Annotated in this window: 18 protein-coding genes; 13 read left to right on the forward strand and 5 right to left on the reverse strand. The window is 67.3% G+C overall.

Going from position 1 to position 24,179, the window contains the following annotated elements:
- Positions 1-40: 40 nt before the first annotated feature.
- Positions 41-2,926, reverse strand: coding sequence for a S8 family serine peptidase (locus ACWF4Z_RS21760; protein WP_452244927.1), 2,886 nt, complete (start codon positions 2,924-2,926; stop codon positions 41-43).
- Positions 2,927-3,135: 209 nt separating this feature from the next.
- Here ACWF4Z_RS21760 and ACWF4Z_RS21765 point away from each other — a divergent pair, with 209 nt between their 5' ends.
- Together ACWF4Z_RS21765 and ACWF4Z_RS21770 are read left to right on the forward strand one after the other, a co-directional pair.
- Positions 3,136-3,945, forward strand: a complete 810-nt coding sequence (locus ACWF4Z_RS21765) for a dienelactone hydrolase family protein (protein WP_452244928.1) — start codon at positions 3,136-3,138, stop codon at positions 3,943-3,945.
- A 270-nt stretch (positions 3,946-4,215) separates the two neighbouring features.
- Complete coding sequence (locus tag ACWF4Z_RS21770) at positions 4,216-5,073, forward strand: hypothetical protein (RefSeq protein WP_452244929.1); 858 nt, start codon at positions 4,216-4,218, stop codon at positions 5,071-5,073.
- A 13-nt stretch (positions 5,074-5,086) separates the two neighbouring features.
- Here the strand turns inward: ACWF4Z_RS21770 and ACWF4Z_RS21775 are convergent, their stop codons facing one another.
- Complete coding sequence (locus ACWF4Z_RS21775) at positions 5,087-6,601, reverse strand: lectin (RefSeq protein ID WP_452244930.1); 1,515 nt, start codon at positions 6,599-6,601, stop codon at positions 5,087-5,089.
- 139 nt (positions 6,602-6,740) lie between these two features.
- Between ACWF4Z_RS21775 and ACWF4Z_RS21780 the strand changes: the two genes are divergently transcribed.
- The 9 genes from ACWF4Z_RS21780 (at position 6,741) to ACWF4Z_RS21820 (ending at position 20,719) form a co-directional block, all read left to right on the forward strand.
- Positions 6,741-8,012, forward strand: coding sequence for an ROK family protein (locus ACWF4Z_RS21780; RefSeq protein ID WP_452244931.1), 1,272 nt, complete (start codon positions 6,741-6,743; stop codon positions 8,010-8,012).
- A complete protein-coding gene (locus tag ACWF4Z_RS21785; protein ID WP_452244932.1) occupies positions 8,009-9,511 on the forward strand; it encodes a sugar ABC transporter ATP-binding protein in 1,503 nt (500 codons plus the stop codon). Before ACWF4Z_RS21780 ends, ACWF4Z_RS21785 begins: the two co-directional genes overlap by 4 nt.
- Positions 9,508-10,554: an ABC transporter permease gene (locus ACWF4Z_RS21790; protein WP_452244933.1), complete on the forward strand. Its 1,047-nt coding sequence runs from the start codon at positions 9,508-9,510 to the stop codon at positions 10,552-10,554. Before ACWF4Z_RS21785 ends, ACWF4Z_RS21790 begins: the two co-directional genes overlap by 4 nt.
- Positions 10,555-10,568: 14 nt before the next feature.
- Positions 10,569-11,618 (forward strand): substrate-binding domain-containing protein, encoded by a 1,050-nt coding sequence (locus ACWF4Z_RS21795; RefSeq protein ID WP_452244934.1) that lies wholly within the window; start codon positions 10,569-10,571, stop codon positions 11,616-11,618.
- Positions 11,619-11,673: 55 nt separating this feature from the next.
- Positions 11,674-12,837, forward strand: coding sequence for a Gfo/Idh/MocA family protein (locus tag ACWF4Z_RS21800; RefSeq protein ID WP_452244935.1), 1,164 nt, complete (start codon positions 11,674-11,676; stop codon positions 12,835-12,837).
- On the forward strand, positions 12,834-13,994 hold the full coding sequence (gene xylA, locus ACWF4Z_RS21805) for a xylose isomerase (protein WP_452244936.1): 1,161 nt from the start codon (positions 12,834-12,836) through the stop codon (positions 13,992-13,994). The genes ACWF4Z_RS21800 and xylA overlap by 4 nt, the downstream gene beginning before the upstream one ends.
- A gap of 114 nt (positions 13,995-14,108) precedes the next feature.
- Complete coding sequence (locus ACWF4Z_RS21810) at positions 14,109-19,490, forward strand: ThuA domain-containing protein (RefSeq protein ID WP_452244937.1); 5,382 nt, start codon at positions 14,109-14,111, stop codon at positions 19,488-19,490.
- A gap of 189 nt (positions 19,491-19,679) precedes the next feature.
- Positions 19,680-20,000, forward strand: coding sequence for a hypothetical protein (locus ACWF4Z_RS21815; protein ID WP_452244938.1), 321 nt, complete (start codon positions 19,680-19,682; stop codon positions 19,998-20,000).
- A gap of 2 nt (positions 20,001-20,002) precedes the next feature.
- The gene (locus ACWF4Z_RS21820) at positions 20,003-20,719 is read left to right on the forward strand and encodes a YqjF family protein (RefSeq protein ID WP_452244939.1); all 717 of its coding nucleotides are present in this window, start codon (positions 20,003-20,005) and stop codon (positions 20,717-20,719) included.
- On the opposite strand, the gene ACWF4Z_RS21825 is transcribed toward ACWF4Z_RS21820, so the two are convergent.
- A complete protein-coding gene (locus ACWF4Z_RS21825) occupies positions 20,697-21,548 on the reverse strand; it encodes an MBL fold metallo-hydrolase (RefSeq protein ID WP_452244940.1) in 852 nt (283 codons plus the stop codon). The genes ACWF4Z_RS21820 and ACWF4Z_RS21825 overlap by 23 nt on opposite strands.
- Before the next feature lie 103 nt (positions 21,549-21,651).
- On the opposite strand from ACWF4Z_RS21825, the gene ACWF4Z_RS21830 reads away from it, so the two are divergent.
- Positions 21,652-21,852: a hypothetical protein gene (locus ACWF4Z_RS21830; RefSeq protein WP_452244941.1), complete on the forward strand. Its 201-nt coding sequence runs from the start codon at positions 21,652-21,654 to the stop codon at positions 21,850-21,852.
- An 11-nt stretch (positions 21,853-21,863) separates the two neighbouring features.
- Here the strand turns inward: ACWF4Z_RS21830 and ACWF4Z_RS21835 are convergent, their stop codons facing one another.
- Entirely contained in the window at positions 21,864-22,700 is an 837-nt protein-coding gene (locus tag ACWF4Z_RS21835; RefSeq protein ID WP_452244942.1) for a hypothetical protein, read from the reverse strand.
- A gap of 86 nt (positions 22,701-22,786) precedes the next feature.
- Here ACWF4Z_RS21835 and ACWF4Z_RS21840 point away from each other — a divergent pair, with 86 nt between their 5' ends.
- Positions 22,787-23,359, forward strand: a complete 573-nt coding sequence (locus ACWF4Z_RS21840) for a hypothetical protein (protein ID WP_452244943.1) — start codon at positions 22,787-22,789, stop codon at positions 23,357-23,359.
- A gap of 7 nt (positions 23,360-23,366) precedes the next feature.
- Here ACWF4Z_RS21840 and ACWF4Z_RS21845 read toward each other — a convergent pair whose 3' ends face one another.
- On the reverse strand, positions 23,367-24,164 hold the full coding sequence (locus ACWF4Z_RS21845; RefSeq protein WP_452244944.1) for an SGNH/GDSL hydrolase family protein: 798 nt from the start codon (positions 24,162-24,164) through the stop codon (positions 23,367-23,369).
- Positions 24,165-24,179 lie beyond the last annotated feature (15 nt).

Consider the following 24,179-nt stretch of genomic DNA (forward strand, 5'->3'; position numbering starts at 1 on the left):
CGGTCGAAGCGACCGCGGCATCGCGCCGAGGTGAATCTGGTCAGCTGATCGTGACGACCTTGGCGGCGGAGTACGCCTGGGCGTGGTCGGCGTCAGCCGGGAACCATACCCGGTAGGCGATCTTGCCGCGGACGGCCGGCTTCATGCTGAAGACGTACTTGCCCGTCGAGCTCAGCTTCACCGAGGCGATCGACTTCCAGACCTTGTTCCCGTACTGCTGGAGGTACACGGGCTTGCCCGAGTGCGCGGGAGTGACATACCCGCTCAGGACTGTCGTCTTGCCCAGCGGCATCGTCGCCGGCGTGAGCGTCGCGGAGATCGCCGGTGCCACCTCGACGGTGACGTCGACGGTCCGGGTCCCCATCAGGTCGGCGTTGCCGGGGAAGGTCAGCATGTAGACCGACGACACGGCCGGCTTGTGGACGAAGCTGCTCGTCCCCGTCGACGACGCCTTGAGCGCGGCCAGCAACGTGAACTTGGTCGAGTTCTTCGGCCGCACGTACAGGTTGCTCACCAACCCGGGGTACGCGGCGCCGTCGATCCGCACCGTGCTGCCCTTGATCGTCACCGAGTCGCCGTAGTTGAGCAGCGTCGACGACATCCGGATCCCGGTCTTCATCCCGAGCAGTTGCGTGGTCGCGACCGGACTGGCCAGGCCGGTGCGGTCCTTGACCCACGCGCCGTAGGTGTACGTGACGCCCTGCGCCAGGCCGGTGTCCTTCACCGACGACTTGGTCCCGGCGTACACCAAGGTGCCGGTGTTGATCGACGGCGCCTTGCTCCCGGCGTTCCGCCGAACGATCACCTGGTCGAGGTCGGTGGGCGCCGGCACCTTCCAGGACAGGTTCGCGGCCAGGTAGGCACCGGTCGCGTCGAAGGTCCCGACCGGCTGCGGCGCGGTGTTCGCCGTCGAGAACACACTGCTGAACGGCGCAATCGCGACACCATCAGCGCCCTCCACCCCACTGACAACAATCTTGTACGGCGTGTTGTCCAACAGCGGCGCGGTCGGCGTAATCGTCGCCATGTTGAGGTCGGTCGCGTAGTCGACGGTCGCCCCGACCGAGGCGCCGGTCTTCCCGTTCAGCAAGCGAACCGTCGTATCCGACACCGTTCCGGCCGTCACCGGCCGCGCGAACCCCACAGTTGGCTTCGTGGACGCCAGTGCGTACGTGGACAGGTCCGTCGGCGCCACATTCCTGACTGGGTAGTCGGTCCCGGCCGGCGTCGATCCGGCGCCATCCGCCGAGACATACAACTTGTACGGCCGGTTGTTGTCGCGTGATCCGTTGTCGTTGCGTACGGCAATGTAGATGCTCTTTCCGGCCTCCGCACTGGCGTTCACGGTCGCGGACAGCTCCGTGGCTCGATTGCATCCGGTGACCGGATCGATCGGTGTCGTCGGGTACGGGTTCACCGCGTGCCCAAGCGAGATCAATTGGTCGTTGTACACGTCGACCCGGGGCCCGATGTTCGGAACAGACGCGCAATCGAAGCTAGGTCCGGTCAAGGTCACCTTGAGAGTGCGAGCGGTGTCCGAGTCCACCTCGTACCAGTCGACGTCACCCTCGACACCGAAGAACGTTTGGATCGGACTCATCTCCGGGGTGATCGTCAGCGCGTGCGCAGGCTGCTCGTTGCCGTCCGTCCCGACCGGGAAGTCCGTGGTCCACTTGCCGCCCAGAGCCGCGTACGCGTCGACGATCCCGGCGCCGTAGTACGGGTCGATGCCACGCGGACCGGCGTCCCGAGCGAGCGTCTTCAGCCACTGAGCCACTTGTGGCGCAGTCATCGTCGGGTACTTGTTCTTCACCAATGCCGCAATACCGGAGACGATCGGCGCCGAGCAGGATGTGCCGGTGCAGTACCAGTACGGCAAGTAGCCGGGCGGAGTCATCGAACGCACGCCGGTGCTGAGGATGTCCCAGCCAGGGGCCGCGATATCGACCCAGTCGCCGTAGGAGCTGAAGTTGGTCAGCTGGCCGGCGGCATCGGTGGCGGCGACCGCGATGGATTCGGGGTAGGCGGCGGGGTACTGCAGGGTGTCGTTGCCTTCGTTGCCAGCGGCAACTACTACGACGACGCCCGCGTTGACCGCGTTGATGATCGAGTTGTGCAGGACCTCGTTGTCGCCCGGGCCGCCGAGGGACATGTTGATCACCTTGGCGTGGTGGGCAACGGCCCAGTCGATGCCTTCGGCGATGTCGACGTCGTACCCGGAGCCCTCGGAGTCGAGAACCTTGACCGGCATGGCCTTCGCGTTCCAACCGACACCGGCGACGCCGGTGTTGTTGTTGGCCGCGGCGGCGATGATGCCGAGCGTCATGGTGCCGTGGCCGTTGTCGTCGATCGGCCCGCGGTTCGGCGAGGTCGCGTTGTAGCCGGCGACCAGGTGCCCGGCCAGATCGGGGTGACCGGCGTCGACGCCGGTGTCGAGGACCGCGACGATCTGGGTGTCACCGGTGGTCTTGGACACGTCCCAAGCCTGCGGCATCCGGATCGTGTTGAAGTAGGTCTTCTGGTCCTCGTTGTAATAGGTGTCGTTCGGGATCGCCGTCAGGTGGCGCTGGTAGTTCAGCGACGCCAGCTCGACGGTCGGGTCGGCCTTGGCCTTCTTCAGAAGGTCCTGCGCCGAGGCGGTTCCCTTGAGCCTGACGACGCTCGACGTCACCGAGTCTTCGGCGGTCGCACCGAACTTCGAGACCGCGGCCTTCCGGGCCGAGGTCGTGGTCTTCGCCTTGAACTTCACCATCACCGCGTTGGGCTCGAACTCGGCCTTCGCGGCGGTGTGGTGATGGGTGAAAGGCGGGCGGTACGCGCCGGGTTCAGCGGCGCTGCCGGACGAGCTGGTCAGGACGACCAGCGAGCCTGCGGCCAGGGCTGCGGGCAGGCCCAGACGCAGTAAAAGAGCAGGGCGGACGGACAAGGGGACCCCCCCAAGGGCCTCAGAGTGATAGTGGCCGGAGTATGTCAGAGGTCTGGTCCAGTCTGACCGGCACCGAAGATGTCAAAAGCTGCAATTCGGTCACGGGTCCTGCCCACACGCTCAGCCATCTTCGGGGCGCTGACGGTCCGTCATTGCGTCAACACGTACTGCGTGCGCGTCGTCCAGGATTTGACCCTAAGCTCGTGGCCATGATTGCGGCTGCGGACTCTGATCTGGCCGGTTGGCGGCGAGCGCCGTTCAGCGGTGCCGGCCTGACCTACGACTGCTTCGAGAAGGGCGAGGGGCCGGGCGTCGTACTGATCCCGGAGATCCCCGGTCTCACGCCCGGCGTGCTCGGGCTGGGCGAGCACCTTGTCGCCGAAGGGTTCACCGTCGTCATTCCTTCGCCGTTCGGTACGCCGGGACGCCCTGAGAGCGCCGGATACGCGATGGGGACGCTCGTACGACTGTGTGTCTCCAAAGAGTTCCGGTGCTTCGCAGCGAACGCCCAGCGGCCGATCACGCAGTACCTGCGGACCGTGGCGACCGACCTCGCCGCGCGGACGCCGGGACACGGGGTCGGGGTGATCGGGATGTGCTTCACCGGCGGGTTCGCGCTCGCGACGGCTGTCGAGGACGTGGTGAACGCGCCGGTGCTGAGCCAGCCGTCGACGCCGTTCCCTGTCACCGCGCGGCTGCGCCGCGATCCGGGGCTGTCGGAGGCCGAGCTCGACGTCATCAAGGAGCGCACGCACACCGACGGACTGTGCGTGCTCGGCTTGCGGTTCAGCGAGGACCGGATGTCACCGACCACCCGGTTCGACACGTTGCGTGCGCAACTGGGTGACGCGCTGGAGGTGATCGAGCTCGACTCCACGCCTGGCAACGCCGAGGGGTACGGGCGCGGCGCGCATTCGGTGCTCACCGCCGAAGTCCGGGAGAACCCGCCGAACTCGGCGTTCGCGGCTCGCGCGCGGGTGGTCGAGTTCCTCCGCGAGCGCCTCGCTGCTACGGACTGACGTCCCCGGTGACCGTCCGTGCGGAAATGTTAAAGCCTCGTTGAGGAACGCGCAGCGTGTGATTCGGTCGACTCCGGGTAGGGAACGCTGGGTTTATCTGGGGTGAATTGTTGCGGTGTGCAAGGTCGGGGGAGCGGTGAGTGACGCGATGTCATTTGCTCTGGTCTCGGGCGCCGCAGGCATGGCACCATCGGCCAGCGGAGGTACTTTCAGGGGGACGCGCATGGGGCCAAAAAATGCCATGGCCAGGCACTTGACGAGTGAGGCTGCATGAACGGGCGGACAGCGCAGGGAAACCGGCTGCCGGTGGACGATGTGGTGATCCCACCGGCCGACGGCACGACCGGCGAGAACTGGCAGGCCGACCAGCAGGTCGCCGAGATCCCGCTACCGCCCGCCGAGACCGGCAAGCCGACCGACAACGGCAAGCCGACCGACAACGGGAAGCCGACCGACAACGGGAAGCCGACCGACAACGGCAAGCCCGTCGAGAACGGGAAGCCCGAGACCGGCAAGGCGGCTGAGAACGACAAACCTGCTGAGAACGGCAAGGCGGTCGAGAACGGTAAGTCACCGGACGCGAAGCCGCTCGGCGACTGGACCACCGAGGTCCGCGACCGCCCGCGCGTCCCGAACGGCGCGACGCTGGGTGAGTTCAACACCCCCGTGCGGGTCGACGAGATCGCCGTCGCCGCGATGGCCCTGTCGGAGAACCTGCAGGCCGCGACCCGAGGTATGCCCGAAACCGTTGAGCTGCGGCGTTTCCGCCGCGACCTGGACCAAGCGGCGAGCACCTTCCGCACGATCGCGAACGAACTGGAAGTCACTGCCGGCAAGCTGATTCGCCTGGCCGCGAACGAAGGCCAGGCCTGCGGTGTCGGTTGGGGTGTCTGCCCGGAGCACGGCCTCACCCTGATGAACGTCGGTGAGACCGTCACCTGTCACGTCCTCGGTTGCGAGCGCGCGAACGAGGGCGCCGTCGAACGCTGCGAGCACCCGGTCGCGTACCGCGTGGTCGACGCCGCGGGGCCGGCGCTGCTCACCTGCGCCGGCCACGCGATCGCCTGCCGTCTCTACTTGGAGAACCCGGTCATCTCGGCAGCCTCCGACAGCATGGAGCTGTTCTAGTCATCACCAGGAACTAGGAGATCCGGCAGGACGTCAACTGGTCGTTGGCGTTCGGCGACAGGGCAACGAAGTTCGGGGTGTCGGCCGTGCGCACCCACGACTGGCCACCGAAGTTGTCGTCGGCAAAGATCGTCACGGTCCAACCGGCCGGCACCTTCACCGAGGAAGCCCAGTTGTCAGGTACGCCGGCGGCCTGTAGCTGTGCTCGCGTGTAGTTGCCCTTGGCAAGCGCTACGCCGGCGGCACCGCCGTAATCGATGTGCTGGTAGAAGATCACGCCGCCCGCGCCCTGACTGGGCATCGGAACCGTCGGCCGGACCTCGGTCAGCGGAATCTGCCCCTTGAGCATCCGTCCGCCGTCGTTGGTCAACCGCAGGTAGTAGTCCGCCGAGCACGCCGTACCGTCTTCGTCCAAGGCGCGGATGCCCGATCCGGCCGGCACCCACGCGCTGGTCTCGGCGGTCTTCGCGATCTGGTTGCCCTCGTTGTACTCGTCGAACATCGAGATGTAGAAACCCTGCACACCAACGCGCTTGAGGTTGTAGAACTGCCGCCACATCAGGTCTCCGTGGTGCCGATGCCCGGACTGCAGGTCACCCGGGATGACACACGGTTGGTAGTCGATCCCGTGCGCGTTGCAGTCGGCCTGGTCCTGCTGATTCACGTTGTTGTAGTAGTGATCCGCGCCGGCGACGTCGCTGATCCGGCCGACCATCCACGGCGAGATCATGTTGAACGCGTGATACACGTCCAGGTAACCGGCCCGCGAATCCTCGTTGCCAGGAAGCCAGTGCGTCGGCACCCCGCCGATCACGTAGCAGCCCTGGCCCTTGAACCAGTTGATCACGTCGAGACAGACCGACGCCGAGAAAGCCTTGTTGGCCTCGTTGAACCCGAAGCCCCAGATGCACACGACCGGCTTGCCGTTCTGGCGCGCGTACGCCGATGAGGACGTGTAGGCCTGCATCTTGTTGGTCCAGTCGGCCTTCATCTCCGACTGCATGTTCGTCCAGCCGGTGGCGTCGTACATGATGTAGAACTTGCGACCGTACTGCTCGGCGGCCTGCCGGACCTTGGCCGCCATCGCGTCGCGCGTCGGTCCTTCACCACCGGTCGGGTTGAACCGCTGCAGTGCGGCCGTGTCGCAGCCGTTCTGCTGCATCCACTGGAAGTGCGTGTTCACGGTCTGCTGGTCGTACGACGAGAACAGGCGCGCGCCCTGTCCGTTGCCGAGATTCGAGTACGCCGTCTGGTACGTCGAGGTGTAGTCGCGCACATCCGGCCAGCTCACGATCGCGGTGTTGGTCGGGGACGGCGGCTGACCCCAGTTGTTGCTCCAGTGCCACCAACCGTTGATCGGGGCACCGTCGCCGGCGCAGGCGAACCAGCCTTGGTAACCGACGGTGACCTTGCCAACGACATCACCAGGGCCGCTGGCAGCGAAAGCGGATTGCGGGAGGGTCCCGAGCGCGGCGGCGGTGGCGCCGGCGGCGGTCGAGGCGAGGAGGGTACGGCGAGACAGCTTCATGGGCGGACTCCTGTGGGGGCGGGAGGAAATTCCTGAACAGACTCTTGCAAGAAAGTGATGGTCGCAACCCCTTGACGGTAATCCTGCCGAAACTTAGTTTGTTGGCTCAACAGACAAAGTCTGGTGAGGGGGTGTCCGCATGACGTTGACCGACGGCAGTCGCCCGGGGAGTCGAGGTGTCGCCGCCGACCACGTCTCGCTCCGGCGGAACAACCTCTCCGTGGTGCTGCGGCATGTCCGCGACCTCGGACCGCGGTCGCGCGCCCGGATCGCCGCGGACACCGGCCTGAACAAGGCCACCGTCAGCAGCCTGGTCGCCGAGCTGGTCGAGCGCGGCCTGCTCCGCGAAGGCCCGGCCGACTCGACCCGAGCCCTCGGCCGACCCGGTCAGCTGGTCGAGCTCGACGGCACGAGCGTCTGCGGCGTCGGGGCCGAGATCAACGTCGACTACCTCGCCGTCGCCGCCCTGGACCTCACCGGCGAGCCAGTGCTGGAGCGCCGCGTCCCACTCGACGTCGCCCACCTCGACCCCGGTACGACGCTCGACCGCCTGGCCGACCTGGTCGGGGAAGCGGTCGCGGCCGTCGCCGCGCGAGGCGGACAGCTCGCCGGGGTGACACTCGCCGTGCCCGGCCTGGTCCAGGTCGATACCGGTGAGCTGAAGCTCGCACCGAACCTCGGCTGGGGCGAGGTGTCGGTGACGCAGGAAATGCGCGTTCGGCTAGGCGATCCGTCGTACCCGCTGCACGTCGACAACGAAGCCAACCTCGCCGCGCTCGCGGCGTACTCAGAGGTCCGGAACACCGACCAGGTGCAGGATCTCGTCCTTCTCACCGGTGCCGTCGGTGTCGGTGGCGGAGTGGTGTCGAACGGGCATCTGCTCCGCGGCGGGCACGGGTACAGCGGGGAGGTCGGGCACATGCCGGTCGCGCCACCCGGCCGGACCTGCGGCTGCGGCCGGACCGGATGCTGGGAGACGGTCGTCGGGCTGACCGCACTGTTGCACAAGGCAACGGACAGGGACGACCCGGTGCGAGATCCGTCCCTGGACGTGGAGCAACGGCTGGCCGGGATCACCCGGCGGGCCGAAGCGGGGGATGCGCGGACACTGACCGCGCTGAAGGACGTCGGCACCTGGCTGGGAATTGGGGGAGCGATCCTGGTGAACATCCTGAACCCGGACGTGCTCGTGCTCGGCGGCTACTTCGCCGTGCTCGGGCCGTGGCTGAAAGACCCGCTGGAGAAGGCGATCCGCGAGCGGGTGATCGCGCCGGACGGCGGCGGCTGCCGCGTGGTCCAGTCCGATCTCGGCTTCGCCGCGGCGGTCCGCGGTGGCGCCCAGATCTCGCTCGACCAGGTCTTCGTCGATCCGACCCTGATCGGCCGGACCGAGACCGGGGTGGCGCAATGAGCGAGCTGCTGCGAATGACCGGCATCGTCAAGGAGTTCCCCGGCGTACGGGCGCTCGACGGCGTCGACCTCGATGTGCGGGCCGGTGAGGTGCTGTGCCTGCTCGGGCAGAACGGCGCCGGCAAGTCCACGCTGATCCGTGTACTCACCGGAGCACACCAACCGGATGCTGGCACGATCCACATCAACGGTGCCGAGGTGCAGCTCAACTCGCCGACCGCGGCGATCCAGCGTGGCATCGCGGCGATCTACCAGGAGCTCGACCTGGTCCCGGACCTGACCGTTGCCCAGAACATCTTTCTCGGCAACGAACCGTCCCGCTTCGGCTTCAGCCGGACCCACGACGCCAACACCCGGGCCCGCGAGATCCTCACCGGCCTGGGGCACGGCGAGATCCCGGTCCACCGGGCGGTCGGGTCGCTACCGGCGGCCGGTCAGCAGGTCGTCAGCATGGCTCGCGCGTTGTCGCGGGACGCCCACCTGATCGTGATGGACGAGCCGTCCGCTGTCCTCGACTCCGAAGAGGTCGGCAACCTGTTCCGCGTCATCCGCGGGCTGACCGAGCGCGGCGTGGCCGTGGTCTACATCTCGCACCGGCTCGAGGAGATCCGCGAGATCGGCGATCGCGTCACCGTGCTGAAGGACGGCGCCACCGTCGCCACCGGCCTCGATGCCCACGAGACGCCGACCAAGGAACTCATCCGGCTGATGACCGGCCGCTCGATCGAGTACGTCTTCCCGCCGCGCCAGGAGATCGTCACTACGGCGCCCGTCGTACTGGAAGTGGACGACCTGAGTCGGCCGGGCGAGTTCGCCGGCATCGGCTTCAGCGTCCGCGCCGGCGAGATCGTCGGCCTGGCCGGCCTGGTCGGATCCGGGCGGTCCGAAGTACTGGAGACCGTGTACGGCGCTCGCCGGCAGGCAACCGGATCGGTCAAGGTCGACGGCGTGGAGCTGCGGCCGGGTCGCGTGCAGGCCGCTGTCAAAGCCGGCGTCGGGCTGGCGCCGGAGGAGCGAAAGAGTCAGGCGCTGCTGCTGGACGAGGCCGTGTACAAGAACATCACGGTCTCTACGATGCAGCGCTTTGCCAGCGGGGGATTCCTGAACAACCGAGCCGAGCGCGAGGCCGCCGCGGAGCTCACCACGGCACTGGATGTCCGCCCGGCCGGCGTGGACCAACCAGTGCGCAACCTGTCCGGCGGTAACCAGCAGAAGGTCGTGCTGGCTCGCTGGCTGCTGCGGGACTGCCGGGTGCTGTTGCTCGACGAGCCGACGCGTGGCGTCGACGTCGGCGCACGGTCGGAGATCTATGCGTTGATTCGCAAGCTGGCCGGTAACGGGGTCGCGATCGTGCTGGTCTCCAGCGAGGTCGAGGAAGTGCTCGGTCTGGCCGACCGGGTCGTCGTACTGCGGGAGGGGCGTGCTGTCCACATCGGGCCCGCGCAAGACATCGACGAACACCAGGTCCTCGACCTGGTCATGGAAGGAAGTGCGGTGTGAGTGAGGACGCACCACTCGAAACAACAACCACAACGACCTCGACGCAGGCGACGGTAACGCCGCCTGGGGCGCCGCCGTCATCGAGTCTGCTGAGGAGCGGCCTGGGACGCAACCTCGGCCTGGTGGTGGCACTGGTCCTGCTGTGCATCGTCGGCGTCGTCACGGCCGGGGACACGTTCGCCACCGGTGCCAATGTGCTGACGATTCTGCGGTTGGCGGCGGTGATCGGCGTGGTCAGCGTCGGGATGACCTTCGTGATCACGGGTGGCGGTATCGACCTCTCCGTCGGTGCGCTGGTCGCGCTGTCGTCGGTCTGGGCGACCACGCTGGCCACCCAGCAGCTGGCCGCCGACTATCACTGGATCTTCATGGTCAGTACGGCGCTCTTGGTCGGAGCCGCCTGTGGTCTGGTCAACGGACTGCTCGTTGCCTACGGCAAGATCGTTCCCTTCATCGCGACGCTGGCGATGCTGGCTTCGGCCCGCGGTCTGGCCGAACTCATCTCCGACCGGCGGACCCAGATCATCACGGTCAACTCGTTCGTCGACTTCTTCGGGGGCTCGCTGATCGGCGTACCGGTCCTGGTCTGGATCTTCCTGCTGGTCGCCGCGGCCGGGTGGGTGCTGCTCAACCGGACAACCTTCGGCCGGCGCACCTTCGCCGTCGGTGGCAACGCCGAGGCGGCACGGCTGGCGGGCATCAAGGTGCAGCGCCACACGGTCGCGCTGTACGTGCTGGCCGGGCTGTGCTGCGGGATCGCCGCGGTGATGTTGATGGCCCGGACCACGACCGGCAGCGCGACCCACGGCCAGTTGTACGAACTGGACGCGATCGCGGCTGTGGTGATCGGCGGCACGCTGCTGTCCGGCGGCCGGGGAACGATCGTCGGCACGGTCATCGGCGTCCTGATCTTCACCACCCTGAACAACGTCTTCACCCTGAACAACCTCAGCATCTCCGCCCAGTCAGTGGCGAAGGGCCTGATCATCGTGATCGCCGTCCTTCTCCAGCAGCGTCTGGCCGCACGCAGCACCAGCTCATGAGAAGGAGGACAAGGATGTCCACACGTTCCGCCCGAACTGTGATCGGCACCGTCGTCGCGGGTATGGGCGTGCTCGCGCTCGTTGCCTGCACCAACAACACCCCGAAGGCCGACGAGAACGCGAACACCGCGACGCAGGCGGTGGCCGCCGGCAAGAACGACGAGCCCGGCAAGAAGGTCAAGATCGGCTTCTCCGCGCCGGCCGCAGACCACGGTTGGATGAGTGCCATCACCAAGGCGACCCAGGCGGAGGCGAAGAAGTATCCCGACGTCGAGCTGCAAGTTGCCGCCGGCACCAACGACCCCAACCAGCAGATCAGCCAGGTCGAGACCTTCATCAACCAGAAGGTCGACGCGATCGTCCTGCTGCCGTTCGACGGTGCCGCGCTCACCGCGGTCGCGACCAAGGCGATGCAGGCCGGTATCACCGTCATCAACGTGGACCGGGAGTTCGACAGCCCGTTCGCCGCGCGGACGACGGTCCTCGGCGACAACCACGGGATGGGTGTGTCGGCCGGCACGTACATCTGCGAGCAGCTGAAGGGCAAGAAGGACGCGGTGGTCGGGGAGATCGCCGGGATCGACTCGCTGCCGTTGACTCAGGAGCGCAGCGCGGGATTCAAGGAGGCACTCGCCGACTGCGGCCTGAAGGTGAACAACCGCGTCGCCGCCAAGTTCACCGTGGAGTCGGGCGAGGAAGCCGCGACCAACCTGCTGCAGGCGGCGCCGAAGATCGACGCGATCTGGAACCACGACGACGACCAGGGTGTCGGTGTGATGGCTGCGATCAAGAACTCCGGGCGCAAGGAGTTCTTCGTCGTCGGTGGGGCCGGCTCGGCGAACGTGATGCGGGACATCAAGTCCGGCAACTCGTTGCTCAAGGCCACCGTCATCTACCCCTCCACGCAGGGCGCGGACGGGATCCGGCTGGCCCGGCTGCTGGTGCAGAAGAAGGCCCTCGGCGACCTGGTGGAGGTCGAGGTGCCGCGCACCGTCCAGCTGTTCGCCCCGGTGGTGACCAAAGACAACGTCGACCAGTACCTGCCGACGGCATTCGAGAGCTAAAAGAAGAGGGTTATGACGGACCTGCCGACGGCATTCGAGAGCTGATAGGAGAGTTATGACTGACCTGGGCATCGGCCTGATCGGCTACGCGTTCATGGGCGCGGCCCACTCGCAGGCCTGGCGGAGCGCGCCGCGTTTCTTCGACCTGCCGCTGAACCCCGCCATGAACGTGCTCTGTGGGCGCAACGCCGAGGCCGTCACCGCGGCCGCGACGAAGCTCGGCTGGAAGGACACCGAGACCGATTGGCGCAAGCTGCTCGGCCGCGACGACGTCCAGCTGATCGACGTGTGCACGCCGGGCGACAGCCACGCCGAGATCGCGATTGCCGCCCTGGAAGCCGGCAAGCACGTCTTGTGCGAGAAGCCGTTGGCCAACACCGTCGAGGAGGCCGAGGCGATGACCGCCGCGGCCGACGCGGCGGCGGCCAACGGGATCAGGTCGATGGTCGGGTTCACCTATCGCCGGGTGCCGGCGATCGCACTGGCCCGCCAGCTCGTTGCCGAGGGCAAGCTCGGAACCATCCGGCACGTCCGGGCGCAGTACCTGCAGGACTGGATCGCCGACCCGGAGGCGCCGCTGTCGTGGCGGCTGGACAAGGAGAAGGCCGGTTCCGGCGCGCTCGGTGACATCGGCGCGCACATCATCGACCTGACCCAATTCATCACCGGGGACACCATCGGTGAGGTCAGTGCCCGACTGGAGACGTTCGTCAAGGAGCGTCCCGTCGCTGCCGAGCACTCGGGCCTGGCCGGTACGGCCGGGACCGAGCGTGGACCGGTCACGGTCGACGACGCGGCAGTGTTCCTGGCGACCTTCCGCTCCGGCGCACTCGGGGTCTTCGAGGCGACCCGGTTCGCGACCGGTCGGAAGAACGCCATCCGGATCGAGATCAACGGCAGCCTCGGCAGCCTCGCGTTCGACTTCGAAGACATGAATCTCCTGCACTTCTACGACGCGACCGAAGACTCGAGGACCGCGGGCTTCCGCCGCATCCTCGCCACCGAACCCGTCCACCCGTACGTCGCTGCCTGGTGGCCGCCCGGCCACCTGCTCGGCTACGAGCACGGGTTCACCCATCAGGTCGTCGACCTGGTCACCGCGATCGCCGAAGGCGTCGATCCGCTTCCGTCGTTCGCCGACGGGCTGCAGGTCCAGCGCGTGCTGGCCGCGGTCGAGGCCAGTTCGACGTCACGACAATGGCAGGAGATTCCTGAATGACTAGCTTTACTCCCACTAGGGACGACAAGTTCTCCTTCGGTCTGTGGACGGTCGGCTGGCAGGGCGTCGACGTCTTCGGGACCGAGGTCCGTCCCGCGATGGATCCGGTGCACGCGGTCGAGAAGCTCGCGGAGCTCGGTGCCGCCGCGATCTCGTTCCACGACGACGACCTCGTACCGGACGACGGGACCAGGCAGCAGGTGCTCGAGCGGTTCACCAAGGCCCTGGCCGACACCGGCATCGTGGTCGAGATGGCCACGACGAACCTGTTCAGCCACCCGGTCTTCAAGGACGGCGGCCTGACCGCCAACGATCGCCAGGTACGCCGGTACGCCCTGTCCAAGGTGCTCCGCAACCTGGACCTCGCGGCCGAGCTGGGTGCGTCGACGTACGTGCTCTGGGGCGGTCGCGAAGGTGCGGAGTCCGGCGGCTCGAAGAACGTCCGGTCCGCGCTGGATCGGTACAAGGAGTCGATGGACATCCTGTGCGCGTACGTGCGCGAGCAGGGGTACAACATCCGCTTCGCGATCGAGCCGAAGCCGAACGAACCGCGCGGTGACATCCTGCTGCCGTCGATCGGGCATGCGATTGCCTTCATCAACGATCTCGCGGATCCCGAGCTGGTCGGCATCAACCCCGAGGTCGGCCACGAGCAGATGGCCGGGCTGAACTACGCGCACGGCATCGCGCAGGCGCTGTGGCACGGGAAGCTGTACCACATCGACCTCAACGGGCAGCACGGTCCGCGGTTCGACCAGGACCTGCGGTTCGGTGCCGGGAACCTGCGCGAGGCCTTCTGGACGGTCGATGTCCTGCAGGGCTCCGAAGGACAGCCCGGGTACGACGGTTACGTCCACTTCGACTACAAGCCGCCGCGGACCGAGGACGAGGAAGGCGTCTGGGAGACCGCGCGCGGATGTATGCGGAACTACCTGATCCTGCGGGAGAAGGTCGCCGCGTTCCGAGCCGACCCGGAGGTGGCCGAGGCACTGGCCGCGGCCCGGGTCGCGGAGCTGGCCGAACCCACCCTGGCCGAGGGTGAGAGTCTGGCCGATCTTCGCGCCGAGAAGTATGACCGGGAAGCGCTGGCCGAGCGCGGTCTCGGGTTCGAGAAGCTGGACCAGTTGGCGATGGAGCACCTGCTCGGCGTTCGCTGATCCAGTTCTGTAGCAATCCCGCGCAGGGCAGAGCACGGGACTTGTAGTAGCTGGGGTTCTACCGCCCCGGAATCGTTGGAGCGCGCACCTTGTCCGACCCATGAGGAGCTCCGCATGATCCAGCTACGCAGGCACGGCACGGTGATTCGTGTGCTCGTGCTCGCCCTGATCGCATCCCTACTGATACCGGCAACCTCGCTGCCGGCCCGGGCCCATCCCGGGCACGGCGACGAAACCTTCAACGCACTGATCTTCAGCAAGACGGCCGGGTTCCGGCACGACTCGATCCCGGCCGGGATCCAGGCGATCAAGGACCTCGCCGCGGCGAACAACTTCACCGTCACGGCGACCGAGGACGCGACGGTGTTCAACGACACCGAACTCGCGAAGTACGAGGTCGTCATCTGGTTGTCCACGACCGGTGATGTCCTGAACGCCGACCAGCAGGCGGCGTTCGAGCGGTACATCCGTGGCGGTGGCGGGTACGCCGGTATCCACGCCGCGTCCGACACCGAGTACGACTGGCCGTGGTACGGACAGCTCGTCGGCAGCTACTTCGACAGCCACCCAGCCGGTACGCCGGGTGCCACAGTGAAAACCGAGGACCACGCGCACCCGTCGACCGCCGGCGCTCCGACGCTCTGGCCGCGGACGGACGAGTGGTACAACTACCGGACCAACCCGCGCGGCACGGTCCACGTGCTCGAGTCGCTGGACGAAACGTCGTACACGGGCGGCAACATGGGCCCGGAGCACCCGATCACGTGGTGTCAGGATTACGACGGTGGCCGGTCCTGGTACACGGGGATGGGCCACACGATCGAGTCCTACGCCGATCCGACGTTCAAGAACCTTCTGCTCGGCGGCATCAAGACGGCGGCCGGCGTTCTGCCCGCGGACTGCGGCGCGTCGTTGAGCGACAGCTACGAGAAGGTCACGCTGGACGACGACACGTCGAACCCGATGGAGTTGTCCATCGCTCAGGACGGCCGGGTCTTCTACATCGACCGGAACGGCGCGGTGAAGATCGTCAAGACCGACGGGTCCGTCGTGACCGCCGGGACGCTGAATGTCTACACGGGCCAGGAGTTCGGCCTGCTCGGCATCGCGCTGGATCCGGCGTTCGCGACGAACGGATTCATCTATCTCTACTACTCGCCGGTGGGCACGGAGCCCTTCGACCGCATCTCCCGGTTCAAGGTGACTGGTGACACCCTTGACCTCGCGAGTGAGAAGGAAGTGCTGCGGGTCGATACGCAGCGCAACGAGTGTTGCCACGCGGGCGGCGCGATGGAGTTCGATGGCAACGGCAACCTTTACCTGGCCACCGGCGACAACAGCAACCCGTTCGACTCCGACGGATACTCGCCGCTGGACGAGCGGCCCGGACGCGCGGCCTGGGATTCGCAGCGCAGTGCCGCCAACAGCAACGCCCTGAACGGGAAGGTCCTGCGGATCCACCCCGAGCCGGACGGCACCTACACGATCCCGGACGGGAACATGTTCCCGCCGGGTACGGCGAAGACCCGCCCCGAGATCTACGCGATGGGCTTCCGCAACCCGTTCCGGATCGGCATCGACCCGACCACGAACCACCTCTTCGTGGCCGACTACGGACCGGACGCCGGCCAGGTCTCGCCGACGCGCGGACCGGACGGCCGGGTCGAGTGGAACATCCTCGACAAGCCGGGCTTCTACGGTTGGCCCTACTGCGTCGGCGCGAACACGCCGTACAACGACTACGACTTCGCCACCGGTACGGCGGGAGCCACGTTCAACTGCAACGCTCCGGTCAACGACTCGCCGAACAACACCGGCATCACCCAGCTGCCGGCCGCAATCCCGGCGAAGCTCTGGATGGGCAAGTCGACGACCGGCGTGCCGGAGATCGGCGGGAGCGGTGCGCCGATGACCAGCGGTGCCTACAAGTACGACGCGGACAGCACCTCGGATCGTAAGTGGCCGGCGTACTTCGACGGCAAGGCGGTCTTCGCCGACTGGAACGACAGCCGGCTCTTCTCGGTGCAGCTGACCGACGACCGCACCGGCGTCGCGGACGTCTCCCGGATGCTGCAGAAGATGAACTTCATCCGGCCGCACGCACTGCAGTTCGGGCCGGACGGCGCGCTGTACGTGATCGAGTGGGGCAGCGGGTTCGGTGGCAACAATGCCGACTCCGGGATCTACCGAATCGACTATGTCCAAGGGAATAGAGCGCCGATTGCGCAGATGAATACCGACAAGACGTCCGGGCCGGTGCCACTGACTGTCACCTTCGACTCGACCGGGTCGCGTGATCCTGACGGTCAGCCGGTGACACTGGCGTGGGACTTCGACGGCAACGGTACGACGGACAGCACCGAGGCGAAACCGTCGTACACCTACACCACTGCCGGGGTCTACTCGGCGCGGCTGACCGTGACCGATCCGGACGGACGGACGGCGGTGTCGAACCGGACCATCACGGCCGGCAACACGGCGCCGACGATCACCGTGGAGGCGCCGGTCGACGGTGGGTTCTTCGACTTCGGCGACACGATCCACTACAAGGTGACGGTCACCGATCCCGAGGACGGCGTGGTCGACTGCAACGACGTGATCACGCAGCCGGCGCTCGGCCACGACGAGCACGCCCACCCGTACGAGCAGTACCACGGGTGTGAGGGCGACTTCCCGCTACCGGGTGACGACGGCCATGTCGGCGCGAACATCTTCGGCATCGTCACCGTGACCTACACGGACAAGGGTGCGCCGGGGACCGGGAAGATCACCACGCAGAAGGTCGTCCAGCTCCAGCCGAAGACGCGCGAGGCCGAGTACTTCAGCGAGACCGGCGGTCCGGGCTCCGCACCCGGAGTGCAGGTCGAGGACACCGGTGACACTGCCGGCGGCGGGAAGAACATCGGGTTCATCGAAGACGGCGACTGGTGGGGCTGGAAGCCGACCAACCTGACCGGGATCAACCAGATCGGATTGCGCGCGGCGTCACCGGATGCCGGTGCGACGGTCCAGGTCCGGCAGGGTTCGCCCACTGATGGCCCTGTGGTCGCAACGATCCAGGTCACTCCGACGGGTGGTTGGCAGACGTACGGCGACTTCACCGCGCCGGTCAGTGGAGCGTCACTGACCAGTGGACCGCTGTACTTCGTCAAGACGACCGGGCAGCTCAACGTCAACTGGGTGAAGTTCATCGGCAAGGGCGTGACGGAGAACGAGCGTCCGGCCGTGACGACGACCGCCTCCGCCACCCAGGGCAAGGCTCCGCTCAAGGTCGACTTCACCGCGGCGGCGACCGACCCCGAGGGCGATCTGCCGTTGACCTACGCGTGGAGCTTCGGTGACGGAAGCACCGCGACCGGGGCGACGGTGAGCCACACCTACACCTCGGCCGGGACCTTCACGGCCACGGCGACCGTGACCGACTCGCGCGGTGCGGTCGGCACGGCGAAGACGGTGATCACGGTGGATTCGCCGTCGTTGCCGACCTGCCTGACCGGACGTTCGGACGGGTTCGACGGTACGGCGCTGAACACCGGGCGCTGGTCGTCCGTTGTGCGCGGCAACCAAGATCTATCGGTTGCCGATGGCAAGTTGTCGATCCCGTTGACCGCGACCGACATCTACGGGACCGGCAACACGGGCACGCCGAACCTTGTTCTGCAGCCCGCCCCGGCCGGTCCCTGGCAGGCGACCACCAAGGTCACGTTGCCGGCTCGACTGGCCTATCAGCAGGCCGGGTTGATCGTCTACGGCGATGACGACAACTACGCCAAGATGGTGATCCAGGGTCGCAACACCAGCGGACCGTCCGCGGCCGACCGGATCTTCCAGTACATCCGCGAGGAGAACGGCGTACCGAACGAGGTCGCCGCGTCGAACACGGCCAACCTGGGTGCGGCGTACCCGGACACCGTGTGGGTGCGGTTCACGTCGGACGGGACGTCGCTGAAGGCGTCGTACAGTGCCGATGGCTCGACCTTCACCGACATGCCGGAGACCAAGCAGCTCGCCGGGATCACGAACCCCCGGATCGGGATGTTCGGGCTGGCCAACCGGACCGAGGCACTGCCGATCACGGCGTCGTTCGACTACTTCACCTTGACGCCGGACGACACGGCCGAGACACCCGCGCCGGATGACGAGTTCACTGGTACGACGCTGGACGCGTGCCGGTGGTCGAACGTCGTACGGCCGGATCCCGCGGCGTACCGGGTGACCGGTGACAAGCTGGAGATCGACACCAGCAAGGGCGACATCTACGGCGGGACGGCAACGAACCCGCGCAACCTGATGCTGCAGCCCGCCCCGGATGGGGACTGGACCATCGAAACCAAGGTGGACGGCTCGACGTTCAACGAGGCGTTCCAGCAAGCCGGGTTGATGGTCTACGCCGATGACGCGAACTATGTCAAGCTCGACTACCTCACCACCAACACGCCAGGTTCGACCGTTGCGCGAGGCATCGAGTTGCGGAGTGAGGTCGGCGACGTCGTCCAATCGACGCAACCGAACGCGCCGAGCCCGACGCAGGGAGTCTGGTATCTGCGTCTTGCCAAGTCGGGGTCGACGTTCACCGGCTCCTACAGTGCGGATGGTCTGACCTGGAACGCGCTGGCACCAGTAACCAACCCGGCGTTGTCGTCGGCAAAGTTCGGTGTCTTCGCGTACGGCGTGGACCAGACGGCCTCGAAGACCGCCACGTTCGACTACTTCAAGCTGGTCAGGGACACGGTCGCGCCGACGGTCACGCTGTCGGTGAATCCGTCGACGCCTTCGGGCCAGGCGGGCTGGTGGACCGGTCCGGTCGTTGCCACGGCGATGGCAACCGACGACCAAGGTGGTCAGGTCTACGTGGAACAGAAGGCCGGCGACGGCGACTGGTCCGAGTACACGGCACCCGTCACGTTGTCCGCGGACGGGACTCATACGCTCGCCGTTCGAGCCAGTGATACGGCCGGCAATGTGTCGGAGCCGTCTTCGGTGACGGTCAAGATCGACAGCACACCGCCGAAGGCGACCGTCACGGGTCTGCCGAGCTCACTGGGAGTGGCCTCGACGGTGACGGTCGCGGCGACTGCGACGGACGCCTTGTCGGGTCCGGCGGGGGTCACGCTGGCGGTTGACGGCAAGCCGACGAACGGCAAGCTGGACGGGATGACGCTCGGGCTCGGTGACCACAAGGTGACGGCCACGGCATTGGATGCCGCTGGCAACAGCTCGGTGACCACGGTGCCGTTCACGGTGGTCGCCTCGTACGCCGAGGCCACCAAGCTGGTCGAGCGGTATCGCGTGGCCGGAAAGGTGCCGTTGGCAACTGCGACGGTCATGAAGGTTCAGTTGGGGCTGGCGCAGCGTGCGGCCGACCGTCATCAGACGGTCGTCGCGACGGTCGCGCTCAACCTGTACCTGGCTCAGGCTCGCTCGGTGCGCGACGTACCGGCCCGAACCTTGCTCACCGCGGTCGGTAACGACCTGAAGTCGCGGCTGGGCCGATAACGTCGTCGTGGGAGATCGCGTGCATCTGTCGCCGCTCCGGCCGGTTCGGCCCCGGCCGAGGCGTCGGCAGCGCGGCTCCCACGGCGACCGTCCCCGGCGGCGCCTCGCGCTCCGGCTGCCGCCGGGGACACCCCCAGTTCACAGGTACGTGGCGGACATCTGATGACGTCTGGAGTTACGCTCTGTCGCATGACTGATGGCAGGTACGTCGCGCAGATCGTCGAGGTCCCCGAGCACGGCATCAAGCTCGTCCCCGCGGAGGGATCGGTCGCGCCGGACGAGCCGACCGAGGTCAACCTGCTCGGCATGGCGATCGCCTTGGCGCTCGGCGCGGCCGGCTACCGCCATCACACCGAGCAACGCGATCCCGAACTGCAGACCCTCGACGCCCTGCTCACCGGCGACGCTGTCATGCCGTGGCGGCCGAGCGAGGCGGGTGGCACTCCGCACATCGTCTGCGAGCTGAACGACGGTCGCCCGACCTGCGAGGTTCGCCCCACCGCGGAGTGAGCATGGCTGCGATCTGGCCGGAGGCGCCGCCGCTGCGCCGACCACGGATCCTGCGGCAACGCTGGCTCGATCTGACCTTCCTGCATTGGGCCGTCGAGCCAGCTGAGGTTGCACGCTTCTTTCCACCCGGCACCCGCCCGGACACCTTCGAGGGACGCACGTACGTCGGCCTCGTGCCCTTCCGCATGGTCGACACGGGCCTGCCGCACGGTCCCGCCGTACCGTATTTCGGCTCGTTCCTGGAGACGAACGTCCGGTTGTACTCGATCGACGCCACCGGCCGACGCGGCGTGATCTTCCTCAGCCTCGACGCCAACCGCCTGGCGGTCGTCGCGACCGCGCGCACGGTCTTCGGCCTCCCGTATCGCTGGGCCCGCATGACCCACACGCGCGACGGCAATCACCACACCTACACGTCCACCCTCCGTTGGCCGGGCGTCCGCAGCAGCTCAACCATCGCCATCGAAATGGGTTCGCGGTTGAAGCCAGGTCCGCTAGAACACTTCCTCACCGCGCGCTGGGGTCTCCACAAGCCCTCGTTCTACCTCCCCAACGAACACCCACCCTGGATCCTCCACACCGCAACCATCACCACCCTGGACGCCGACTCCCTCCTCAGCTCCGTCGGCCTCTCCGTGAACCGCCCACCCGACCACGTCGCCTTCAGCCCCGGAGTACCCGCCACCTTCGGTCTGCCTATCCGACCGGTTCCCAGGTGAAGCCGGCGCCGCGGCGACTGACGTGACCGAGGCCCGGGAACGGCAGGTGGTAGGCGTGCAGCAGGAGTCGCTCAGCCGCGGCCCACTCCAGGATCCTGCGCCGGGACGCGACCGAGCTCGGACGGTCGAGGTCCCATGGGGTCGCCCACTCCGGATGCGTTACCTGTAGCGGGTCGTAGAAGGTGTCGCCGACACACAGCAGGCGTTCCCCGGCCGACTCCAACAGCACGGCTGTGTGGCCGGGCGTATGCCCAGCCGCGTCGATGGCTCGGACCCCAGGCAGCAGCTCCGCATCGTGCTCGAACGGCCGGAGCCTGTCGCCGAACTCCCGGATCGCCGCTCGCGCCGCCTCGACATGCGGCTCAGCAGACGGCAACTCGATCGGCGCGGACCAGAAGGCGACCTCAGCAGCATGCGCGTACGCCGTCGCCGCCGGGAACCTCACCTCACCCGACCAGGTCGCCCCGCGCGAATGATCCTGATGCAAATGCGTGAAGACCACCGCCGCCAGCTCTGCACGCGAGAACCCCGCCCCGGCCATCCCGCCCTCGAGCTGCCCGACCAGCGGCTCGATGTACTCGCCGTACCCGAGGAAGCTCGCGCCCAGTCCGGTGTCCACCACCGCGAGCCCGTCCGGAGTCCGGACGAACAGGCAGTTGTACCCGCAGGTCAGCGTCGACCGGCCCGCCGCGGCCGCCCGCAACTCGTCCTCGGCCACCCCGACGTCCGGCGTGAAGTACGAATCCAGCGGAGGCTCCCACGGCGGACTCGGCTGGCCGTCGCTGACCACCACGCACTCCAGCCGCCCCACCACGAACCGGTAGATCATCACGGGAGTATTTCATCGCCGGTGGGTGTCAAGATCCGGCCGGCGGTTCCGACGTACCCGTGAAAGCGCCTGGAAGGGGCGCCCGGACACGGAGGACAGACCGATGGAACCGCTGAACCTGATGGTGTCACTGAGCATCTTGGCCAAGGACGAGCGCGAGCACAAGCACGGACTCAGCCGGCCCGCCGGCAGCGGACAGCGAAGCGCTCGCGGATGGTGGAGCAAGCTGGTCGGCGGCCGTCGTCGCGCGAACGCGTACCAAGGCGCGCGGGAGGCGCTCACCTCGAACAAGGCCTGCGGCTGACACCCGCAGCGTCAGTGGTCGAGGGGAGCCGTTGGGACCAGGACGGTCGGAGGGTCGTGAACCAGCGACCCGACGCCGGACGGGACGATGCCGACGAGCCAGCCGTCCGGGGCCGGTTGGCCGGTCACCCGGATCACGTCGCCTTCCCTGACCAGGTCGGGCCGGAAGTCGCTGACCATCCACAGCCACCGGCGACCGTCGAGGTCCTCGATCACCAGTCCGACCTGCGTCTCGACCGAACCGTCGCGCCGCCGGATCCAGAGGTCGTCCGATGGCAACTTGCGGACGATCTCCAGCACTCGGACCGGCTCGATCCGGCGGGCCCGGGACAGCGCTCTGCGCACCGGACGGCGGAGTCGTACCCGGCTCCACAACAGCCAGGCCCCGACCAACCCCAACGTCACCGGGATGATCCCGAGCAGGGTGATGAGCGTGCGATGCCGTGCGGAGACCTTCCATTCGACATCGGCGGCGAGAGCATGGTCCTTCTCGAAAACAACCCGGATCTGCTGGTGCACAGCCGGTGCCGGGACCAGGCGCTCAGCGCCCCGGACCGGTAGTGGCTCGCCGTTGGCATCCACCTCGACCCGGAAACGCCGGTCCGGCCAGGGACCCGGGCCGGCGGACACCACTTCCGCCTCGACGATCGTGTCGGACCGGACCGTGGCGGCCTCGACCGAATAGTTGCGACCGGTGTAGTCGAGGTACGCAAAACCGAATCCGGCGAGGATCGCGACTACACCGGCAAGCAGCAGCGCACGGTCTCGGTACAGCAACTGCCGAATCCGTGGTCGCGCCGCCCGAATCAACGGATGGACGTACACGATCGCCAGTGTGAACTCGGCCATCCGGTCCCACAATCCTTTGCACTTACCCGGCAACCTCGACGGTAAATCGGTGGTGCGGAGAGTCGCGAGGGTTCAGCCTGGTCCGTATGCGGCTTACCTTCGTGCACGACGAGCGCGGTGAGAGTGTCACCCTGATCCGGCGCGCGGACGGCGCCGAGTTCAGCCTCGTCTCGTACTCACGCAAGCATCGCGTGCCGCACGATCTGGCCCACGCGGTCACCGAACGCGAACTGGCTATGCCCGACGGCATCTTCGGCTGCATCGCGGCCGGCGCGGTCTTCGACAGCATGCAACAGACCGCGGGCAAGAAGCGGTACGACGCGAAGGTCCGCAGCACCCGCATCCTGAAGGCGCCGAACAGCATCGGCATCAGCGAGGCGGTCACCAGCGCCATCCACGAAGCGGTCGAGAACGGCTGGGCAACGCCGTACGCACGAGTCCGCGAGCTGTGGGGCGTGAGTCGCTCGGACCCCTGTCCCTACCTCGATCCTGACATCAACCGCGCCACCGAAACGCTGCGGGAGCTAGGCCGTCAATGGCAGGCAAGCTCCGCCCCGCTGGATTTCCCCTGGCCCACGAAACTGCGGGCTGTTCCACCGCCCGCCGATACACCGCGTAATACGTCGGGCCGCCGGGGCCGAGTTTCAGCTCGGCGGTGACGGGCCTTCAGGCTTTGAGTCTGGCCACGATGAGGTCGGCGACGGCTTGCATGCCGGCGGCGTTCGGGTGGTAGGGGACGAAGCCGGTGAAGGCGCCGCGTAGACCGCGGGAGAAGCCGGTGACCCACGGATCCGAGGAGCCGATGGCGTGGTCGCGGCTTGCGGCCGATGCCGTGATCAGGTCGGCTCCGGTGGCGGCCGCGGCTTTCGCGAAGGCCGCGGCGAGACCGTCGGCCATCATCGCGACGCTGGGCAGTTGTTCCTCGTTCAGCGGTACGTCGAGACGCGCCCGGGTGCTCGGGCCGACAAGCGTGAGGTAGTCGACCAGGATGATCCGCGCGTCCGGAGCGCGCTCGCGGACCTTCGAGACCACGGCGACGAGGGAGTCCGTGACGGCCTGGTACTGCGCGTCCTCCTTGAGGTAGCTGACCCGAGCCCGGATCCGGTTCGCGAACCGGCGGCCGAGGATCGTGGCCGGCTTGGCCAGCGTGTTCAGGAAGCTGCCGCGAATGAAGGTCCCGACGTAGTCGAGATCGTTGCCCCCGACAGTGATCGTGACGAGCTCGGTGTCGGCGGTGACGGCATCGAGCTGCGGGGCCGCCTCGTCCTGCCGGGTGTCGAGCAGGTGCGCGGTGGTCGCGCCGGAGTAGGTGACGTCGGTGAGCTCGAGCTCCAGGGCCGACGCGACCAGGTGCGCGTAGTTGTTGCCTGATCGACCGGCTTTTGGTTGCACGATCGGTCTGATTCCCGGCCCTGCCGCGAACGAACTGCCAAGGGCGACGTACCGGCTTCCGGGTGGGATCACCGCACCACGATATCC

Source organism: Kribbella sp. NPDC055071 (assembly GCF_053608045.1).

Excerpts from the sequence above, each read along its gene's own strand:
- ACWF4Z_RS21765 (WP_452244928.1), top strand. The coding sequence starts at position 3,136 with ATGATTGCGGCTGCGGACTCTGATCTGGCCGGTTGGCGGCGAGCGCCG.
- ACWF4Z_RS21770 (WP_452244929.1), top strand. The coding sequence starts at position 4,216 with ATGAACGGGCGGACAGCGCAGGGAAACCGGCTGCCGGTGGACGATGTG.
- ACWF4Z_RS21775 (WP_452244930.1), bottom strand. The coding sequence starts at position 6,601 with ATGAAGCTGTCTCGCCGTACCCTCCTCGCCTCGACCGCCGCCGGCGCC.
- ACWF4Z_RS21780 (WP_452244931.1), top strand. The coding sequence starts at position 6,741 with ATGACGTTGACCGACGGCAGTCGCCCGGGGAGTCGAGGTGTCGCCGCC.
- ACWF4Z_RS21785 (WP_452244932.1), top strand. The coding sequence starts at position 8,009 with ATGAGCGAGCTGCTGCGAATGACCGGCATCGTCAAGGAGTTCCCCGGC.
- ACWF4Z_RS21795 (WP_452244934.1), top strand. The coding sequence starts at position 10,569 with ATGTCCACACGTTCCGCCCGAACTGTGATCGGCACCGTCGTCGCGGGT.
- ACWF4Z_RS21800 (WP_452244935.1), top strand. The coding sequence starts at position 11,674 with ATGACTGACCTGGGCATCGGCCTGATCGGCTACGCGTTCATGGGCGCG.
- xylA (WP_452244936.1), top strand. The coding sequence starts at position 12,834 with ATGACTAGCTTTACTCCCACTAGGGACGACAAGTTCTCCTTCGGTCTG.
- ACWF4Z_RS21810 (WP_452244937.1), top strand. The coding sequence starts at position 14,109 with ATGATCCAGCTACGCAGGCACGGCACGGTGATTCGTGTGCTCGTGCTC.
- ACWF4Z_RS21815 (WP_452244938.1), top strand. The coding sequence starts at position 19,680 with ATGACTGATGGCAGGTACGTCGCGCAGATCGTCGAGGTCCCCGAGCAC.
- ACWF4Z_RS21820 (WP_452244939.1), top strand. The coding sequence starts at position 20,003 with ATGGCTGCGATCTGGCCGGAGGCGCCGCCGCTGCGCCGACCACGGATC.
- ACWF4Z_RS21825 (WP_452244940.1), bottom strand. The coding sequence starts at position 21,548 with ATGATCTACCGGTTCGTGGTGGGGCGGCTGGAGTGCGTGGTGGTCAGC.
- ACWF4Z_RS21830 (WP_452244941.1), top strand. The coding sequence starts at position 21,652 with ATGGAACCGCTGAACCTGATGGTGTCACTGAGCATCTTGGCCAAGGAC.
- ACWF4Z_RS21835 (WP_452244942.1), bottom strand. The coding sequence starts at position 22,700 with ATGGCCGAGTTCACACTGGCGATCGTGTACGTCCATCCGTTGATTCGG.
- ACWF4Z_RS21840 (WP_452244943.1), top strand. The coding sequence starts at position 22,787 with ATGCGGCTTACCTTCGTGCACGACGAGCGCGGTGAGAGTGTCACCCTG.